Genomic DNA, 16,710 nt, shown 5'->3' on the forward strand with positions numbered 1-16,710 from the left:
ATTACTCACTCCTAATTACTTATTATTTTTATCCTGTGCTCTGTAATCTATATATTTTTTTTTTGCATCTTGATTATTGCCTTTTTGACTATCAAAATATGTGTGTATTTGTGATATATATTCTACTAACTTACCTTCATCATTTCGCTTCTTATAATTTATTACAATACTTACCTCCAATATCTGCTCTGAACCATCTTTAGAATCTATATGCAGTACAATCGATCCACCATCATATTCATCATATTGTATTTTCAACTTATCATTAACAATACTCTGAAACTCTGATTCATTTAGTTTATATCCAACTGTACTAGGTTGATCAAACTTTTTTATATCATCTCCGGGCTTCATCTTTAGTTTCCCTATTCCTTTTAAACGATCAACAATTAAGTTTACGTATGAAACATCCAGATTTGAATCCGGACTTTTCACCTGTCCATTTTTATACATAATATTGGTACGATAAACACCTTCTTTTTTATTATCTTTGCTGTCTACTGCTGAAGTAACCGCTTGTGTTGTACTTCCATATAAACTTTTATCTTTCGTATTATATATCCCTTCCGAAGTTTGATAGATTGTTTTTCTATGCTCTCCATCTTCCTTTTGTTCATATGTACTATATATACCTCTTTGTTTCACATACGCATACCCATCATCACTCGCAGACATAACCTTTCTCATGTCACCTTCATCCAAAGCTTTGACAAATGGCTTATAATCTATTTGCTTTTCCCCAAAACCACATCCACTTAATAAACTTGCCACTATTGACACGACTATCATCACCTTAGCTTTCTTCTTTAATTTCATACTGTCACCTCGTTAGTTACTCTAGGCATTTTTAGTTTCATTATGTTCCCTTTTTGATAGTAATACACTTCATCTTTACCTAATGGTGCTTCGTTGCTTATATATTTTATGTTGAAGATACTTTGATCATTTAATGGCATTGCGATAATTGCTGCTGTTAGTTTACTTCTCATTTTCATAGGTAGAGCTTCACGATTTCGGTCCATGTAGTCGTGGTGACCTGCTAATACAAAGTAAATACCTACTGTACGAGATAAATCAATTAAATTCGCTGCATCCTCCATTTCTAAATAAACAAATTTACTAAACTCTTCAACATTTGTCATGATAATGAGTTGTTTTGTGAATGCAGGAATTTCTCTACCTTCTTGTCTTGCTTGTGCTAATTCAAGAGCTCGTTCACGAATTACTTCCATCCAATACTTCGCATGCATATTGATTTCATTTTCGTCTACAATGTAGTGCGTCACATCGTCTTTATATTGAACGAAACTATACTCTGCTGTATCCACCAACGTCACACTTTCAAAATAATCTTTATTCAATTGAGATAGGATGCTAGATACAATTTGTTTTCTCATACTATCATCTACACTATAAATCATTAAATGATCATTCACTGCAATATCATGAGCTACAACTTCTACGTTTGCAAAATCAAGCCCCATTGGAATTCTTGCTGCTTGTAGAGCTTTTGTAACGTCTTTATTTTTACGATAAGTAGCAATATCAATCACTTCTGGCATCATTGGAATTGCCTTCGGACGTTCTCCATCCCATTCTCGATCCATATCATTTGCTTCTTGTTGTAATAATTGAATTTGCTGTAATTCATCTTCTGCTTTCGTAGGTAGTGCAACCTGGAATAATGTAGGAGATTCTAGTTTTATTAACGCTCTTCCTGCTGTTTCTTCCACTTTTATATCAGATCTCCCTACAATACTAGCTACTTCACTTTGATCAATCATATATAGGCAAGTTTGGATTTTAATATTATTGTACAATTGAATTCTAAGTGCATTTTGTCGCCCTGCACTAATTAAGGTATGAATTCCTAAACTTGCACCATCTCGGACAATTTGCATAATTAGCATTTCAAAGCTTTCATAGAACTTCGCTTCTTTTACTGCATCATAATTGTCGATTGCAATAATAATATGTGGTATTTCTTTCCCGCTTGCCTTTTCATACATTTCAATATTTGCAACGTCATATTCACTTAATAATCGTTTACGATTTTTCATTTCTTGAGTTAATCTTTCAACAAACTTTAAACATTTTTCAGATTCATCAATCGTAATCGTATCCGCTACATGAGGTAATCCTTTCAAAGGTAGAAGACCATTTGTTCCAAGGTCCACTAAATAAACATGCAAATGCTCCGGACTATGCTGACGAGCTACATCCATAATGACTGATTGTAAGAATGTTGATTTTCCGTAGCCTGGGCTTGAGAAGACCGCTACGTGTCCGTCTTTACTAATATCTAATGTTAATGGTGTTTGTGATTGTAATTCAGGCTGATCTAGTAGACCAACTGTTGCTTGTAATGGTTTCTTTTCTTTCGTCCATGCTTCTTTGAACTGAATTGCATGTAAGTCTTGTAAATATACGCTTTCTGGAAGTGGTGGTAACCACGGTCTAGCTAACGCTTCAATTTCATTTATTTCTGCGTAATCGTGAATGTAGTCAATAACAGCATCCAGTTCAGATGGTACGCTTATTACTTCTTTACTGCTACCAAGGCCACTTAAATCTTCACTTAATATTTCATATTGTCCTAGATCATTTATTGCATAGATTGTTGCGTCTAAATGTTCTTTATCCTCTTTGTTTTCTACATAGTCTGCTCCGCTCCAGGCTGATTGGAATAGTTCATAAATTTCATTATTCCCAACTTGTAAGTAAGCACGTCCTGGTAATGTAATTTCAGCAGCATCTGGCGTTTTTAAAATTTCATTACTATCTGACGTATTTTGAACTTTTAATGCTAGTTTGAATTTCGAGTTACTCCAAATTTGATCATCTACAACACCACTCGGTTTTTGCGTAGCTAATATTAAATGGATTCCGAGCGAACGACCGATACGTGCTGTTGAAACTAACTCTTTCATAAACTCTGGTTGTTCTGACTTCAATTCCGCGAATTCATCACTAATTAAAAATAGATGCGGCATCGGCTCACTTACTAAGCCTTCTTTATACAGTTTTTGATACTGATTAATATGGTTTACATCATTTTCACCAAATAATCGTTGTCTTTTCTGTAATTCAGCTTTAATTGATGCGAGCGCTCTCATACTTTGCGCTCCATCTAAGTTCGTAATTGTTCCTAATAAATGCGGTAAGTTTTTGAATAAATTCGCCATTCCGCCGCCTTTATAGTCAATTAGTAAAAAGGCTACTTCGTACGGGTGGAAATTGACTGCTAGAGATAATATATACGATTGTATAATTTCCGATTTACCTGAACCTGTTGTACCTGCTATTAATCCGTGTGGTCCGTGTGCTTTTTCGTGTAAGTTTAAGTTTACGATATCTTCTTTCCCACGTAATCCAAGTGGTACAGCTAAAGATTTATGCGCTGCATTTTTCTCCCAACGACTTGTGATATTCAGTTCTTTTACTTTTTCAACGCCGTACATTTCTAAAAATGTTACGCTTTCTGGAATACTATTTTTTAAGTTTTGCAAATGATTTAATGGTGCTAATGCCCGTGAAATATCTTCTAAATTGAATCCTTTTGGCACGTGATTTAGCTTAAATTGACGGTTAACAAGTTCTCCTTGCTCTAAGATGATGTTCCCTTGTTTTGCATCTCTTATATCTATTACCGTTTTCACATGCTCCGGTAAACTTTGCATAACATCTTGTACAAATACAAGTGATACACCTAATTGACTCGGATCATCATTAAAGAATTCCATAACAACATGGTCTAATATTAGTTTTTCATCTGTAATGAGAACGACATAGTGCGGTGCAAAGTACATTTTTTCATTAGTAGAACTTTTTTCATCTAGTTTTAATTTTCGTTCTTTCAATATTTGATACAAACTATTTAACACTTGATCACGGCTACGATCATGGTATACAAATCCACGTACATTTATATCACGAACACTTCCATGAGGTAACCAGCGCATCCAATCCCATTTTTCTTTTTCTTCTTCCGGAAAAATAGTAATAAACTGCAAGTCATAATAACTATGGAATAAAGCTGTTTGTGCAACTAATAATTGTAATTGCTCTAACACTAAAGAGCGTTGGCCAATATAACCAACTGGTCCATTCATTAAATCTGTTACAACTGGTACATCTTCTAATGATAGATAACGCTGTCTTAGTTCACGCGCTATATCAATTAATTCATCTTTCGTTTGACTAAATTCTTCTTCATTAAATTGAATTTCAAAACTCGTATTAGCTTGTCCTGTTCCAACGCTAAATGTTAAGAAATCATGATGTAACATTGTTTTTTCATAAATTCGAGGATTTACTTGAACTGCCATATTACGTATTACTTCTACATTTGGATTGTGATAATGTAATGCGTGACGCTGTTTTTCACTTTCTGCATGTAAATCTTTCGTTTTTTGTTTTATATACTCTCTGTAGCTTTTGTCACGTTCAACAATGTCGACTTTATATTGCTTTAAATTTTTTATATACGATGTGACAGAAACAATGATTGTTACTAATGTCATCGCAATCGATGCGATAATAAACATTCCATATTTCATGAAAATTGCAAGTAATACTGTTACGACAATCATGACAAGTGAAGGTGCAATGATTCTTGCTAAATGCTCCGTTGGTTTTGATGGCATACTTGAAGGCTTTGCAATTGTCATTTTCTCTTCTGGTTCACGGTAAATAATACGTGGTGAACGATGATAGTCTGGATAACCACTTTGATAATTCGTTTCTGATTCTACTAAAATAGGTAACGCAGATTTCACTTTATCTTCTGAAGAAAGTACTTGAATGTCTTCACTACCAATCTCCAATAAAATACCATCAAAATATAATACGTCTCCTGATTCCAACATAACGCTATCTTTTAACTTCGTATAATTATGAAATACATCCCCGCCATACACGTTCACTTTAAAAGAATCGTACAACGTTTCGCGAGATAGCATTAAATCTACACTAGTCTCGGTAATAGAAATATCATCGTAATCGTTTTGACTCACTGTAAGAGAATGTTTCGTTCCGATATCAAACACTTTAGTTGTGCCAACAATAGATATAAAGATTTTTAAGCTCACATCTCTTGTTTTCCCAATCTCAATTTCCTTATTGAATTCTATTAATTGATCCTGTACCATCCAAGCATTTACTTCATTATTCCACTTTAACTCTACTTCTTGTTCTAAACTTGGATTCGTAATATCATTTGTCCACTCTTTTCCAATCGACACTATTGATTGCTCATTTGGATGTAATGTGCACTTATATATTTTGTCTCCATAAGTCAATACTAATAGTTGCTCCATCCGTGTTCACTGCTCCTTTTCAACTGTCTCATCAAGTGCTTACTCTTTTTTCTCTGTGTCCGACAAATTTTTATCGCTTGATGAATTGCCATATTTCTTTTTATATTCATCTAATTGTTGCTCATATGTTTTTAACTTTTGATCACGTTCTTCCCCTGATAAATCTGGATTATTTTTCAGTGATTCAATTTGTTTAACAAGGCCGTACATAATAAGCTGAGGATCGTCAAGTGTCTTAGCTAAATCTAATGATTTATCAAAATTACCTTTTCCGTTATACATCCAATACAGCAAATACTTTTCATCACTTTTCAAACTAATGTTTTTCATAATCGATTTCTTTTGAGCTTCACCTAGTTTTTCAGCTGTAATGTATGCAAATGCTAACTCATATTTAGATGCAATCGGTAATGATTCAAACTCCTCCTCATTCAATTGCGTAATGACTTTGTCATAATCAGTTGCTATGAAACTTGCATTTGCTTCTAACAATTTATTTTGATAAGGAAATTTTATAAAAGTGAAATATATTAAAGGAGCAGCTAAAATAACTGTCGCCGCTATGAAGGAAAAAGCTAAGTATTTAAATGATTTATAGCTTTTTTTAGGTACTAACTGCATATTTTTTTCTGTTTTTGTTTGTTCCTTCTCAAAGCTGTCATCAAGAAACTGCAGTAATGCATCTAAGCTTTCCATTTGAGCAACGGTCTGTTCAAATGTTGTTTCTTTTGCATCTTTTAGTAACCCAGCATACAAATCATCAAAGTTATGTTTTTGGGAGAATAAAGCAATAATTAGACACTTATATTGTGTTAAAAACTGCTCTTCTAATAACGGGGTTGGCGGAACAATATCTCGAATTCCTCTATGTATAATACTTGGTATTAAATTAGCATTAAAAACTATATTGTCTGGATGTAAAAAGAACGTGATTCGTTTATTTAAATATTTACGAAACTGCGCAACATTCCGAAGTAGTCTTAATTTCTCATTTCTTCTAAAACGGCTAAGATCGTCCCACTTATATAATTTTTTATCTACTTGATATAGAAACGTAAACATATCATCCGTTTCTTCTATTGTTAATGGTACAAATTCAGATGATACGCCCGTAATTATATCGAATTGACGGAAGTCTTTTATACGTGTTTGAGATTTGGTCATCTCCAATTTCCAATTTTCTTTTTCTATTTGAAATTGATAGTTCATTGCATCAATTTGAATTATTTTTCCCGTCATGTTTATCCTCTTCTCCTTTTCTTTATAACCCGTAATAACTTATTTTCAAATAACTAAAAGTAAAAAATATTCTTTATAAAACTTGCAAAATATCTCCATCTGTTATTTGGTGATCAATTAAACGATCATTATCTGTTAAAACAATTGACTTATTTTTCACTTTAATCACAAAATGTGAACCTTCATGATTATCAATCTTTAGCGTATCTAATAAGTTTTTCAATAAATATTTAATAGATTGATGATTCGGAATACGCAAATCATATGTATTTCCATTCCATTTACTAAAATCTACTGTCACATTGATATGTGTTTGTATTGCCATCGCTTTACCTCCAACTTTTACGAAGAACCGTATAAATACCGATGCAAATAAGTAGAATGCCGCCGCCAAATAATAATATTATTGTTATACTAATTGGCTCTTCATTCATTGTTTCATTACTTGCTACTTCATCTGCACTTTTTCGGACAATGTATTCACTGTTAAACAAACTATTTTTCGTATCTTTAACACTATTATTCTCTTTTGGTTTTGTAAAAAGAGAATCTCGCAAAGCTTCCATATCTTTTTGTTCTTTCTTTTTCTTTTTCTCAATTTCTTCTTCTATATCTTTGTTAAATAACTCAATCGATGCTTTATCTAATTCTGTTTCCTTATGTTCCTTTTTATTTTTTTCTTGGTCGCTTTCTTCAAGTCGATCCACTTTAAACTTAATCTTCCCATCATCACCAAGATAACTGTCAGCCGCGCTCCTTATCGGTAGCGCGACAAACAGTAAAAGGATAGAGAGAAATGATAACTTAGCCACTATGCTCCATTGTTTGATCATTTACTTCTTTTTCCTCCCATTTCTTATGCCATACAAATAGATTACTAACCAATCCAATAATGGCAATTACAAACAATACGACAAAAATAACTTTCCCAGTATCTTTACCACTAATAAAATCATTTAGAAAACTTTCTATATACTGAAGCGGTGAGAATTGACGTATCTTTCCGACAGAGGACATTTGATCTACTTTACTTCCAACTGCCTCAGTTAAAAATAGGTACATGCTTAAAAATACTAATAGTATAAACATACCTACCATTTTTATTTGTCGTAATAAGTAGGTTGAGACCAATACAAACGCCATCATAATAAATGTGATGAACGCAATCCATAGTAAACTTTGATCCTGACCGAACTTTAAAAGACGCCCAGAAATGATACCTATACTAATCCCTTCCACAATTGATATACCGAAAGCTACTACTGTAGTTGGTACATTCATATCAATTAATGAGAATTTCTCTTCAAAATGATCTGATTGCATTCGTTTCTTTTCTTGATTCGCAATTGCGTATGCTGTAAATAATGCAACAATGAAACAAGTTAATACAATTAAGTAAGGTGTAAAAGCATTACCTGCTACAATTACTCCATCATTTTGCTTTTGAACTGGACTAGCTAAAAAGTCATATAGCATTTCATTTTGACGATCTCCAATACGACTATTCGCTAAAATTTTCGTAAAGTTTTTGGAGAATGATTTATCATCTTCCATTTTCTTCGTAAAGTCGTTTAATAATAAATCAGCTTTTGAAACAATTGTCGTTCCGCTGTCTTGAATTTCTTTTGCTTGTCCATTGATTTGATCAAATGTTTTATATACATCGTCTGAAGTTGCTAAACTATGTTTCGAACTTTCGACCAATGACTGACTTTGCATCATTAATGATTTAATACCAGAATCTAACGATAAAACAGCTGTTTGCTCACCAGCATGATTTGTTGTTAATACTTGCTGCTCTTCAACTAGTTTTAAGCTATTCTCACGCCATTTCGCTAAACCTTTTAAATACTCTCCTAAATTTTCATTCATACTAGTTGCTTGTTGCGTCGTTCCATTTAATTTCTCCGCTAGTAGCATAGAATTTTGATCCGCACTAGTAATAGATTGTTGATAAGAGTTTATTTTTTGTTTTAAACCTGACATATCTTGCTTTATTTCTGTAGTAATACTTGATGAAACAAGATTTGAAATTAAATCAATTAAGCTTTGTTTATTTAATACGTAGTACAAAGATTGGTCCGTCGCAATTGCATCTAAACTTCCCTCTTCTAACTTAGGACCTACATCTTTCGTTCTTAAATCAATCCCATAATACATTTCGTAAAGGCTCATTAAACCTTGATAACTTTCGACTGTATCTACTGCTTCTTTTATTAATACACTAGAAGTAATATCTGTTATTTTTTCTGTTTTTTGATGTATTACTTGATTCGTTGTACTTTCAATAACTTTACCGTTATCTGTTCCCGTTTCGCCTCCTGGATTTCCTCCGGTTCCGTTATCTGTCCCCGTTCCGCCTCCTGGGTTTCCTCCAGTTCCGTTGTCTGTTCCCGTTCCGCCTCCTGGGTTTCCTCCAGTTCCGTTGTCTGTTCCCGTTCCGCCTCCTGGGTTTCCTCCAGTTCCGTTATCTGTTCCCGTTCCGCCTCCTGGGTTTCCTCCGGTTCCGTTGTCTGTTCCCGTTCCGCCTCCTGGGTTTCCTCCGGTTCCGTTGTCTGTTCCCGTTCCGCCTCCTGGGTTTCCTCCAGTTCCGTTATCTGTTCCCGTTCCGCCTCCTGGGTTTCCTCCAGTTCCGTTATCTTTCCCTGTTCCGCCTCCTTGGCTTCCTTCATTATTGCCTGTTGTGTTTTCCATTTTTTTGATAATAGGCGTTTTAGCATTGTGTACTAACGGCATTATGCCATACTGTGATTTATGAACCACATTTTCCACCTTGCTATTTTCCGTTTGTGTTCCTTTATCTTCTTTGTTAGGTTTTTCTTTTTCAGGACTAGTTTCTTTTTTATGAGTCCCACTCAATTCCCACTGCCACATTACAGGAGAGAAAACATCTATATTGATGTTTGGATCTTTTAACTTCACATGCAGATCAATCTTTATATCCCCTTCATTACGAGGAGCTATTGTAATTTCTCCTGCTTCGCTTTGAAGAAAATCACTTGTACGATCCTCACCATCAATATGTAAGAATCCTGTACTTCCATCTAGTTTAAATTCTTCTGGAATCTTTATCTTCAAAATTTGCGGAGATTCCATTTTAATTACTTTCGCAGTATCACTAAATGTAATTCCCTCTGTATAAAGTCTATCCTTTACTTCTTTAATTGCGTTTCCTAAAGATATTTTATTTACAGGATCATAATAAAAATTATTTTCTTTATTATATTTTTTTGTAAATTGAATTACATTTTGCAGTTGTAATTTCGTTGTATCTGGCAAATCACTTTGACCGATTTCTTCCATGTTTAAACTAGGTAATTTCGCAATTAAATTCTCGATTTGGTTCTTTATTCGAGCATCTGGTTGTTTCATTAATGTATTTATGAAGATCTCTTGCTTTCCATCATTCGACATAGATTGCTTTAACTTCTTAATTACCGTCTCTTGAATATCACTTTCTAACTTCCCTGCAAGTTCTGTATCATATTCAGACACTTGTTTTTTTACATCTGCTAAATATTTTTGAATCGCTGCAGCATCAGTTAAAATATTCGGTTCTTTCTCTGAAAATGTAAATTGATTTGAAATAATTTTATTAGCGGATTCCAATGCACTTAATTGCTTTAAAGCATCGCCTGTATTCATATCATTCATATATTGATTGAATTGATTTGTGAAATTATTCGCTAACAAATTGTTATCAGTTTGCATTTTTTGAAAGTTATTAAAACCATCTAAGTACGTACTGTTAGATTTATTCCCTTCATCTAACGCTTGACCGAAACCTTTTAAAACATCCTGAAATCCTTTGAAACTATTAACAGAAACACCTGTATAATCTTGTACTGTTTTAAATTGATTTGTGTAATTTGCTAACGGACTATGTATATCTTTTTTATACATAGTTGTTTGAACGTTTCCTTTTTCAATTATTTTACCTATATTATCTTGTGCACCTTGTAGCTTACCGATAATACTCGCAAAATAAACGTCGATTATTTGCTTATTGAAATCTTCTAAAATAACAGAAGCTGTATTTTCTGCCTCAGCTTTCAAATCCTTATTCCCAGTTGCATTTACTTTGTAGTTTAACGTTAATTTCTCTGGAATCTCTGAATCAATCGCAACTGCCTTCCTAGAAAAATCATTTGGAATAACAATCATCATATTGTAATTATTATTTTTCAATCCATTTTCCGCTACCCCGCGGCTAACTACGTACCATTCTTGTTTCGTATTTTTATTTACATTTTTAACAAATTGATCTCCAAACGCTATTTTATTGCCCTCAAATACAGTGCCCTGATCTTCATTTACCAACGCAACTGTCATTTTTGGTGTAGTATTCTCATTAGCTTTCTTAACATTTTGATTTAATGCTAAATAGGAGACCCCTGTTGATAGTACAAGAGCTAAAATAATAAACAACAAGATGCTCCATTTGAACTTTTTCACTACTTATCACTCCTGCGACTGCGAGTCTATCTAATGAAAGACTTCGTATCTTACTCTAGTTTTAAAGTAATTTAGCCATACAACGTATGGTTGCATGGCTAAATTATATATTTCTTTTTATCTGTCTTATTGTAGACCGAAATTACGAGAAAGATCTTCGTCATGTCTAGCAACAGCTTCTGCAGTTTTATTAAGCTGCATATTGATTTCTTGTAATAGCTGTGCGAAGTTTTGTACTTTTGGCTTTAATTGATTGAACTGTTGGTCAAAACCTTCGAAAGCACGACCTTCCCATTCTCCTCTTAATTCATTTTGTAAGTTTTGTAGTTGACGTAAAATGTCCTCAATTTGATTTGCACCTTGTCCATATCGAGTCGCTTTCGATTTAAGCTCCTCTGGTGACATACGAATTTGTCCTGCCATTATTAAATCCCCCTTAAAATTAAAAAATAGTAAAATTAACCAATAATCAATTCTACAAATTGATTATATCAATAATTTAAAAATTTCTAAACAAAAAAATGATATTTTTCCAAAATTTCTCTTTTACTATAATAACGATATATTGTATAATACTAATTTATTTGTTTTTTAAGCACACTCTATAAATCTACTATAAAATAAAGGCAAACCATCTATTTTATATATTTATAAGGACTTATTCACTTTAAATCCCAGCGAGAAAGTAGCGACTAAATCATTATTTTCTCCCATTCAGACTATAATACTCACTTCAAAGTCATAATGACCTGCCTTTCAACAAACCCAAACTCTTCGTACATCTCTTTTGCAAAATTCCCAGCAAATACATTCAACCGAATTTCTGAATACTTCTCCTTTAATTCCTTAATACTAGCTTCCATCAGTTCTCGCGATAATCCTCTCCCGCGATATTCTGGGAAAACGTACAATTCATATATAAATCCAAGTTTTTCACGAGAAAAATAGTCTGTATTTCCCCCTATTAATATCCATCCCATTACTTTATTTTCTTCTTTAACAATTAAATAGTATGCTCCTTTTTCTACAATCGGCTTTGTAATCTCAATTGCTTTCTCGGTACTTAATTGACAATTCCCTCTCGTCCCTTCAAAAAGCGATTGAGCCGCATATTTTAATATTTCATTGGTATCTTCTTGATTCGCCTTAATTATCATTTTTCACAACTCCCCTTGAATAATAGGCATTACTATCGCTTGTTCAAGATTCTCCGCTTCCATAACAATTGCCGTTAATCCGTGTTCTGTACTTGTTTCATGGAGCTCTCCCTTTTCCCAAAACACAGCTTGTCCCGCCTCTATCTTTATCTTTTCTTTATTTACTCCACATACATATCCTGTCCCGTCCACAATAAGAAGCAGTTGAGATACAACTGCTTCATGATTACCGATGATTCCATTCTCGTGTAAATGCATAGCACCGATATGTATATTTCCTTGATGGTTTAATATTTTTGACATGATGAAATTAGATTGAAATACTGATAGGTGTTTTCCTACTTTTTCACTAAAATCAAAAATTTTCATTACTAGTCCTCCTTATACGTATAAAACCATCCTTACTGTCTGCATCATATGTCCTTCAAAGTCTTCTTCAAATTGCTCTAATTCAGCAAAACCTTTCGCTTCATAAAAGCGTTTTCCTTTTTCATTTGCTGCTTCTACATGTATGTACAATTTCCGTATCCCGTTTAATGCTTTAATCCCTCTTTGTAATAAAGCACTTCCGATCCCTTTTCCTTGCTGATCTGGTAACAAATAAATCGCACCTAATTCTGCTTCGTTTTGTAGTCTAACAGGTGAAAAGTTTGCAAACCCTATTACTTCACCCTCTTCTTCCGCAACGAATAAATGCGTATTTTTAAGACGATATTTCATTTTTTCATCAGAATATGCCTCGTCTAAAAAACTGTCTTGAATTTCTCTTGGAATAATACCTTCATATGTATCATGCCAAGCTATTTTTGCTACTGATTGTACAGCATGAATATCTTCTTGCTTCATTTCTCTAATTATATATGTCATCTCGATGTCTCCATTCTCTTTAAATTATATTCTGCTAATATACTAGAAGAAATGGCAGAACCATTTTCATAATTCACCTTAATTAATTTTAATTTCTCAATTGAAGCTGTTACAAAATCAAATTTCTCATAAATATATTCCATTACACTTAAAAACTGCTTTGTCTGTAATCTATTTGCAATTGTACAATGCGGTACCCATTTTCCCGGTACGTAATATGAATTTGGGTTGTCATGAAAAGTTTTAAAATAATCATGATAAGAATGATGAAGTTTTAACAATTCATCGGTAACAGTCGGTGCTAGAAAGACCGTTCCATTAGTAGGAAAAATTCCAATAGAAGGAAAAGTTACTGCATCCATATTTTCTTGAATAGCTACAAACTCCCCTAGTTTCTCCGTATACAAATGGACATCTAACTCATTATAATCAGCTAACGTAATATGAGGTTCTACTCCAGCTAGTTGATTTGTTCCAATTACATTTGTTAATTCATTTTGCAGTTCTGTAATTTTATGAGTAAACACACGATCAAATGTAGCAATAATAGCGTACAATCTTTCTCACCCCTTCGTTACACATAGCGCTTCCCATTCTTCACGAATCATGCCCATTCGAATAGAATCATAGTATGTTCCGTTATAATAACGACACTTTCGCATTCTACCTTCTAAGCTCATTCCTATTTTCTCCGCTACTTTCATCATTCGTTCATTGCCAGACCAAGTCGTGATTCCTACTCTACCAATCTCCATTTTTTCAAATAGCAAATCTCTATATAATGTCAATGCTTCTGTACCGTATCCACCATTCCAGTATGTTGAGTCATAAATCACAAGCCCCATCTCTAACCAACGCGTCGGTTTATATTCCCAATAAAACCCGACTGTCCCAATGATTTGACCGTTATTTTCTATAATTAAATTTGACAGTGGTTCTTCTTGCAAACGAGTTTGCATCTTCTCTTTATAGGAAGAGTATTCTTGCATTGAGAACGGGAAATATGGCGCATCCCATTTCTTCCATTCTGGACTTTCTTCTTTAAATATGATATTCCATAATGTTTTTATATCTGATTCTTCTATTGTACGAATTGTAACTTTCTTCCCCTTTAATACAACGTTTTGCATAATTCCCTCCTGCATTCCTCTTTATTTCATATATAATTATAATATTTTTTCAGAAAAATCAAAACTAATATCATATATTATATTGTATAATTTTGTTATTAGATACCAATTATTGATTTAGAAAGCTGGTGATTCAGTGAATAATCGATTTAGTATTGCTTTATTTCTTACTATTATTATGACAAATATTATTCTCTATTTCTTTTTACCATTAAGTATTGTTACGAAATGGGACTTTAATGGAACGCCTACATCAACAATGGATAAAAGCACTTTTGTAATCGTAAATATAATTATATGTTCCTTCTTATTCTTTGTATTTTTAGCTTTATCTAAAGCAGCGAGTAACCAGAAATTTCTCCATTGGATCGGTAACACAATGTTACTATTCTTATTTTTTGTCGATATTGTCATCGCCCTCATCGCTCTTGGCTTTTCACTTCCTCTTGATCATTTCATATTTTTAGCATTAGGGCTTTTATTTATATTAATAGGTTATTTCAGTTCCAAAATTGATACGACTAAATCAACCGTTTCATTAGAATGGAATGATAAGCACCTTGAAAAAAGAGCTTCAAATATTAGTAGTATTTCAATGATGATAGCAGGTATTTTTTTAGCGATACTTCCTTTTATCATTTCTGCTCCCTATAGAGGTTATGCTATACTAGCAATTCTTTTAGGAATGACGCTTATCATTCTGCCGAGTACGATTTATTTACTTATTAAAGACAGCAAGCAATCTACTCCTTTAAAAAAATAGGAGGTTATACCCCTCCTATTTCAGCTTAATGTTTTATTTTTCACTTTTTCTATCTCAACTAAAATCCCTTTCCCTATCCAACCCTCTACGCCATCTTTTTTAATTAAATCATATCCTGAACAGCTATCATCAATGAGAGAAACGATATCTCCCTTCCTAACGCTTATTTGCGCACAAGAAATATCGGTTTTCACTGTATATTCACCTGACTCAAGTTGTTTCATATATTCATTTTTTACAGTGAGTAAATTATTCGTTTCCTTTTGTTTACATACGGTGTAATCTTGCATCTTCTCGATAGGCTCTATGTAATAATACGGATATGTCACTCCGCCCTGCATTTCTGAATTCGCATTAAAATCCGCTATTACTTCGTACTCTGGAAAATAGTCTACATATGTATAAGAAAACGTATCGCCGGTTTGTTTCCTCTGAATAATAAATACGTTTAATTGCCCTGCTTCTTTAATTGCATTTCCTCCATCAATTGCAATAATTTTTTTCTCCTTATCAATAACTGGATTGTTAGACGGTGCTTCTTCAGAATAGTTCACGACAGGCCAATGACCAACTATTACATACTTATTTGCTTTATGTGATTTATTAAAAAACTGTGGCATTGCTATCGCATTTTTGCGCTCTGTTTCTTTCCAATCTACTCTATCTTCTAGACCGGCATGCACAAAAATATAATCTTCTGTTTCAATCGCTGTTGGCAACTCTGTTAGCCAATATAGTTCTTGTGAAAATTCACTTAACAATGCTTCTTTCACTTCACGAATTGAAGTGCCCTCATGAACTGAAAAACCTAATTGCTCTAGCCATTCATTAAAAATCGAGTGCTTTCTCATACATAAATAATTAATAAGATCAGGATTTTCATTTAGAAGAGCATCAACTAAAACTTCACAATTCCCTTCAACAACGTGAACCTTTGAATTGTTCTTTACAAGATTCATAACGTAGTTTACTACGCCTACGCTATCTCGTCCTTTCTCGCAAAGATCTCCATTAATAATTAAATAATCTTCATCTTTAAAGTTAACTTTATGTAGTGCTTCTTTTAAAAGATTTAATTCTCCATGAATATCAGATATGACGATAACTCTAGCATCATTAGGGATTGATAGTTTCTTTATTTTTTTCAAGTATAAGCGCTCCAATCATTCTCTTTATTAAATTAAAACAATTCGACAAAATACACTATATAACCTTTTCAAATACATATACCATAACTTACAACCTATTTACGGTTTAATAATAACTTAAAAAATAAGAAGAAGCTGTTCCCAATTTTTGCGGGACAACTTCTTCTTATTTTTTATAATTCTTTATGAAAAGAATAACTCACCTTATCATACCCTTCTCTTTCATAAAAACGATGAGCATCAATTCTTGAAAATGCTGACGTGAGGACGATAGACTCACATTCGTTTTCCTTTCCCCAGTTCTCTATATACGAAAGTAATACTTTCCCATGTCTTTTTGAACGATGTGCTTCTGCTGTTACAAGGTCATATACGAAAACGTGTTTCTTATTATAAAAGTTCGTACAAATTGCTACACCTGCAAGGCTAACAACTTCATCATCCTCATTACGCAACGAAAATAGTTTATAATTTTCTTCTTTCATATTTCGAAATAAAGAGCTTGTTTCCTCTTTTGAAAGTTTCGTTCTTAATTGCTGTAAAACAGGTAATACTTCATGTAATTGCTCTTCTGTTACTACTTCTTTAACATTCATTTTTAACTCTCCCTTAACTATTTAAATAATTTTCTAA

Annotated in this window: 15 protein-coding genes; 1 reads left to right on the forward strand and 14 read right to left on the reverse strand. The window is 33.2% G+C overall.

All coding sequences use genetic code 11. From position 1 onward, the window contains the following. Positions 1-15: 15 nt before the first annotated feature. The 12 genes from ACTFR3_RS06530 to ACTFR3_RS06585 form a co-directional block, all read right to left on the reverse strand. Complete coding sequence (locus ACTFR3_RS06530) at positions 16-816, reverse strand: DUF3952 domain-containing protein (RefSeq protein WP_065211635.1); 801 nt, start codon at positions 814-816, stop codon at positions 16-18. Continuing rightward, positions 813-5,318, reverse strand: coding sequence for a type VII secretion protein EssC (gene essC / locus ACTFR3_RS06535; protein ID WP_440044288.1), 4,506 nt, complete (start codon positions 5,316-5,318; stop codon positions 813-815). The genes ACTFR3_RS06530 and essC overlap by 4 nt, the downstream gene beginning before the upstream one ends. A 39-nt stretch (positions 5,319-5,357) precedes the next feature. Then, positions 5,358-6,557, reverse strand: coding sequence for a type VII secretion protein EssB (gene essB / locus ACTFR3_RS06540; RefSeq protein ID WP_153582328.1), 1,200 nt, complete (start codon positions 6,555-6,557; stop codon positions 5,358-5,360). A gap of 73 nt (positions 6,558-6,630) precedes the next feature. Continuing rightward, positions 6,631-6,882: an EsaB/YukD family protein gene (locus ACTFR3_RS06545; RefSeq protein ID WP_001007571.1), complete on the reverse strand. Its 252-nt coding sequence runs from the start codon at positions 6,880-6,882 to the stop codon at positions 6,631-6,633. Positions 6,883-6,886: 4 nt separating this feature from the next. Next, complete coding sequence (essA, locus tag ACTFR3_RS06550; protein WP_033695489.1) at positions 6,887-7,390, reverse strand: type VII secretion protein EssA; 504 nt, start codon at positions 7,388-7,390, stop codon at positions 6,887-6,889. Then, a complete protein-coding gene (gene esaA / locus ACTFR3_RS06555; protein ID WP_440044289.1) occupies positions 7,362-11,012 on the reverse strand; it encodes a type VII secretion protein EsaA in 3,651 nt (1,216 codons plus the stop codon). The genes essA and esaA overlap by 29 nt, the downstream gene beginning before the upstream one ends. Positions 11,013-11,138: 126 nt before the next feature. Then, positions 11,139-11,435, reverse strand: coding sequence for a WXG100 family type VII secretion target (locus ACTFR3_RS06560; RefSeq protein ID WP_000918601.1), 297 nt, complete (start codon positions 11,433-11,435; stop codon positions 11,139-11,141). A 305-nt stretch (positions 11,436-11,740) separates the two neighbouring features. Continuing rightward, positions 11,741-12,169 carry a GNAT family N-acetyltransferase gene (locus ACTFR3_RS06565; protein WP_000584239.1) on the reverse strand — a complete coding sequence of 143 codons (429 nt, stop codon included), beginning with the start codon at positions 12,167-12,169 and terminating at the stop codon, positions 11,741-11,743. A gap of 3 nt (positions 12,170-12,172) precedes the next feature. Then, complete coding sequence (locus tag ACTFR3_RS06570; RefSeq protein WP_000688072.1) at positions 12,173-12,538, reverse strand: cupin; 366 nt, start codon at positions 12,536-12,538, stop codon at positions 12,173-12,175. A 12-nt stretch (positions 12,539-12,550) separates the two neighbouring features. Then, on the reverse strand, positions 12,551-13,036 hold the full coding sequence (locus ACTFR3_RS06575) for a GNAT family N-acetyltransferase (protein ID WP_000221050.1): 486 nt from the start codon (positions 13,034-13,036) through the stop codon (positions 12,551-12,553). Continuing rightward, positions 13,033-13,593, reverse strand: a complete 561-nt coding sequence (locus ACTFR3_RS06580; protein ID WP_440044290.1) for a 2'-5' RNA ligase family protein — start codon at positions 13,591-13,593, stop codon at positions 13,033-13,035. The genes ACTFR3_RS06575 and ACTFR3_RS06580 overlap by 4 nt, the downstream gene beginning before the upstream one ends. Positions 13,594-13,599: 6 nt before the next feature. Beyond that, the gene (locus tag ACTFR3_RS06585) at positions 13,600-14,166 is read right to left on the reverse strand and encodes a GNAT family N-acetyltransferase (protein ID WP_440044291.1); all 567 of its coding nucleotides are present in this window, start codon (positions 14,164-14,166) and stop codon (positions 13,600-13,602) included. A gap of 136 nt (positions 14,167-14,302) precedes the next feature. Between ACTFR3_RS06585 and ACTFR3_RS06590 the strand changes: the two genes are divergently transcribed. Further along, positions 14,303-14,929, forward strand: coding sequence for a DUF1648 domain-containing protein (locus ACTFR3_RS06590; protein WP_440044292.1), 627 nt, complete (start codon positions 14,303-14,305; stop codon positions 14,927-14,929). 20 nt (positions 14,930-14,949) lie between these two features. Here the strand turns inward: ACTFR3_RS06590 and ACTFR3_RS06595 are convergent, their stop codons facing one another. Beyond that, positions 14,950-16,077 carry a metallophosphoesterase gene (locus ACTFR3_RS06595; protein ID WP_048655643.1) on the reverse strand — a complete coding sequence of 376 codons (1,128 nt, stop codon included), beginning with the start codon at positions 16,075-16,077 and terminating at the stop codon, positions 14,950-14,952. 173 nt (positions 16,078-16,250) lie between these two features. Beyond that, entirely contained in the window at positions 16,251-16,673 is a 423-nt protein-coding gene (locus tag ACTFR3_RS06600) for a GNAT family N-acetyltransferase (protein ID WP_001101116.1), read from the reverse strand. Positions 16,674-16,710 lie beyond the last annotated feature (37 nt).

Origin of the sequence: Bacillus cereus group sp. MYBK14-1 (assembly GCF_051916885.1) — a bacterium.
Lineage (GTDB): Bacteria > Bacillota > Bacilli > Bacillales > Bacillaceae_G > Bacillus_A > Bacillus_A cereus.

Bases quoted from the DNA above. Each gene is read 5' to 3' on its own strand.
- essB (WP_153582328.1), bottom strand. From the start codon at position 6,557: ATGACGGGAAAAATAATTCAAATTGATGCAATGAACTATCAATTTCAA.
- ACTFR3_RS06570 (WP_000688072.1), bottom strand. From the start codon at position 12,538: ATGAAAATTTTTGATTTTAGTGAAAAAGTAGGAAAACACCTATCAGTA.
- essA (WP_033695489.1), bottom strand. From the start codon at position 7,390: ATGATCAAACAATGGAGCATAGTGGCTAAGTTATCATTTCTCTCTATC.
- ACTFR3_RS06530 (WP_065211635.1), bottom strand. From the start codon at position 816: ATGAAATTAAAGAAGAAAGCTAAGGTGATGATAGTCGTGTCAATAGTG.
- essC (WP_440044288.1), bottom strand. From the start codon at position 5,318: ATGGAGCAACTATTAGTATTGACTTATGGAGACAAAATATATAAGTGC.
- ACTFR3_RS06575 (WP_000221050.1), bottom strand. From the start codon at position 13,036: ATGACATATATAATTAGAGAAATGAAGCAAGAAGATATTCATGCTGTA.
- ACTFR3_RS06585 (WP_440044291.1), bottom strand. From the start codon at position 14,166: ATGCAAAACGTTGTATTAAAGGGGAAGAAAGTTACAATTCGTACAATA.
- ACTFR3_RS06560 (WP_000918601.1), bottom strand. From the start codon at position 11,435: ATGGCAGGACAAATTCGTATGTCACCAGAGGAGCTTAAATCGAAAGCG.
- ACTFR3_RS06600 (WP_001101116.1), bottom strand. From the start codon at position 16,673: ATGAATGTTAAAGAAGTAGTAACAGAAGAGCAATTACATGAAGTATTA.
- ACTFR3_RS06565 (WP_000584239.1), bottom strand. From the start codon at position 12,169: ATGATAATTAAGGCGAATCAAGAAGATACCAATGAAATATTAAAATAT.
- ACTFR3_RS06545 (WP_001007571.1), bottom strand. From the start codon at position 6,882: ATGGCAATACAAACACATATCAATGTGACAGTAGATTTTAGTAAATGG.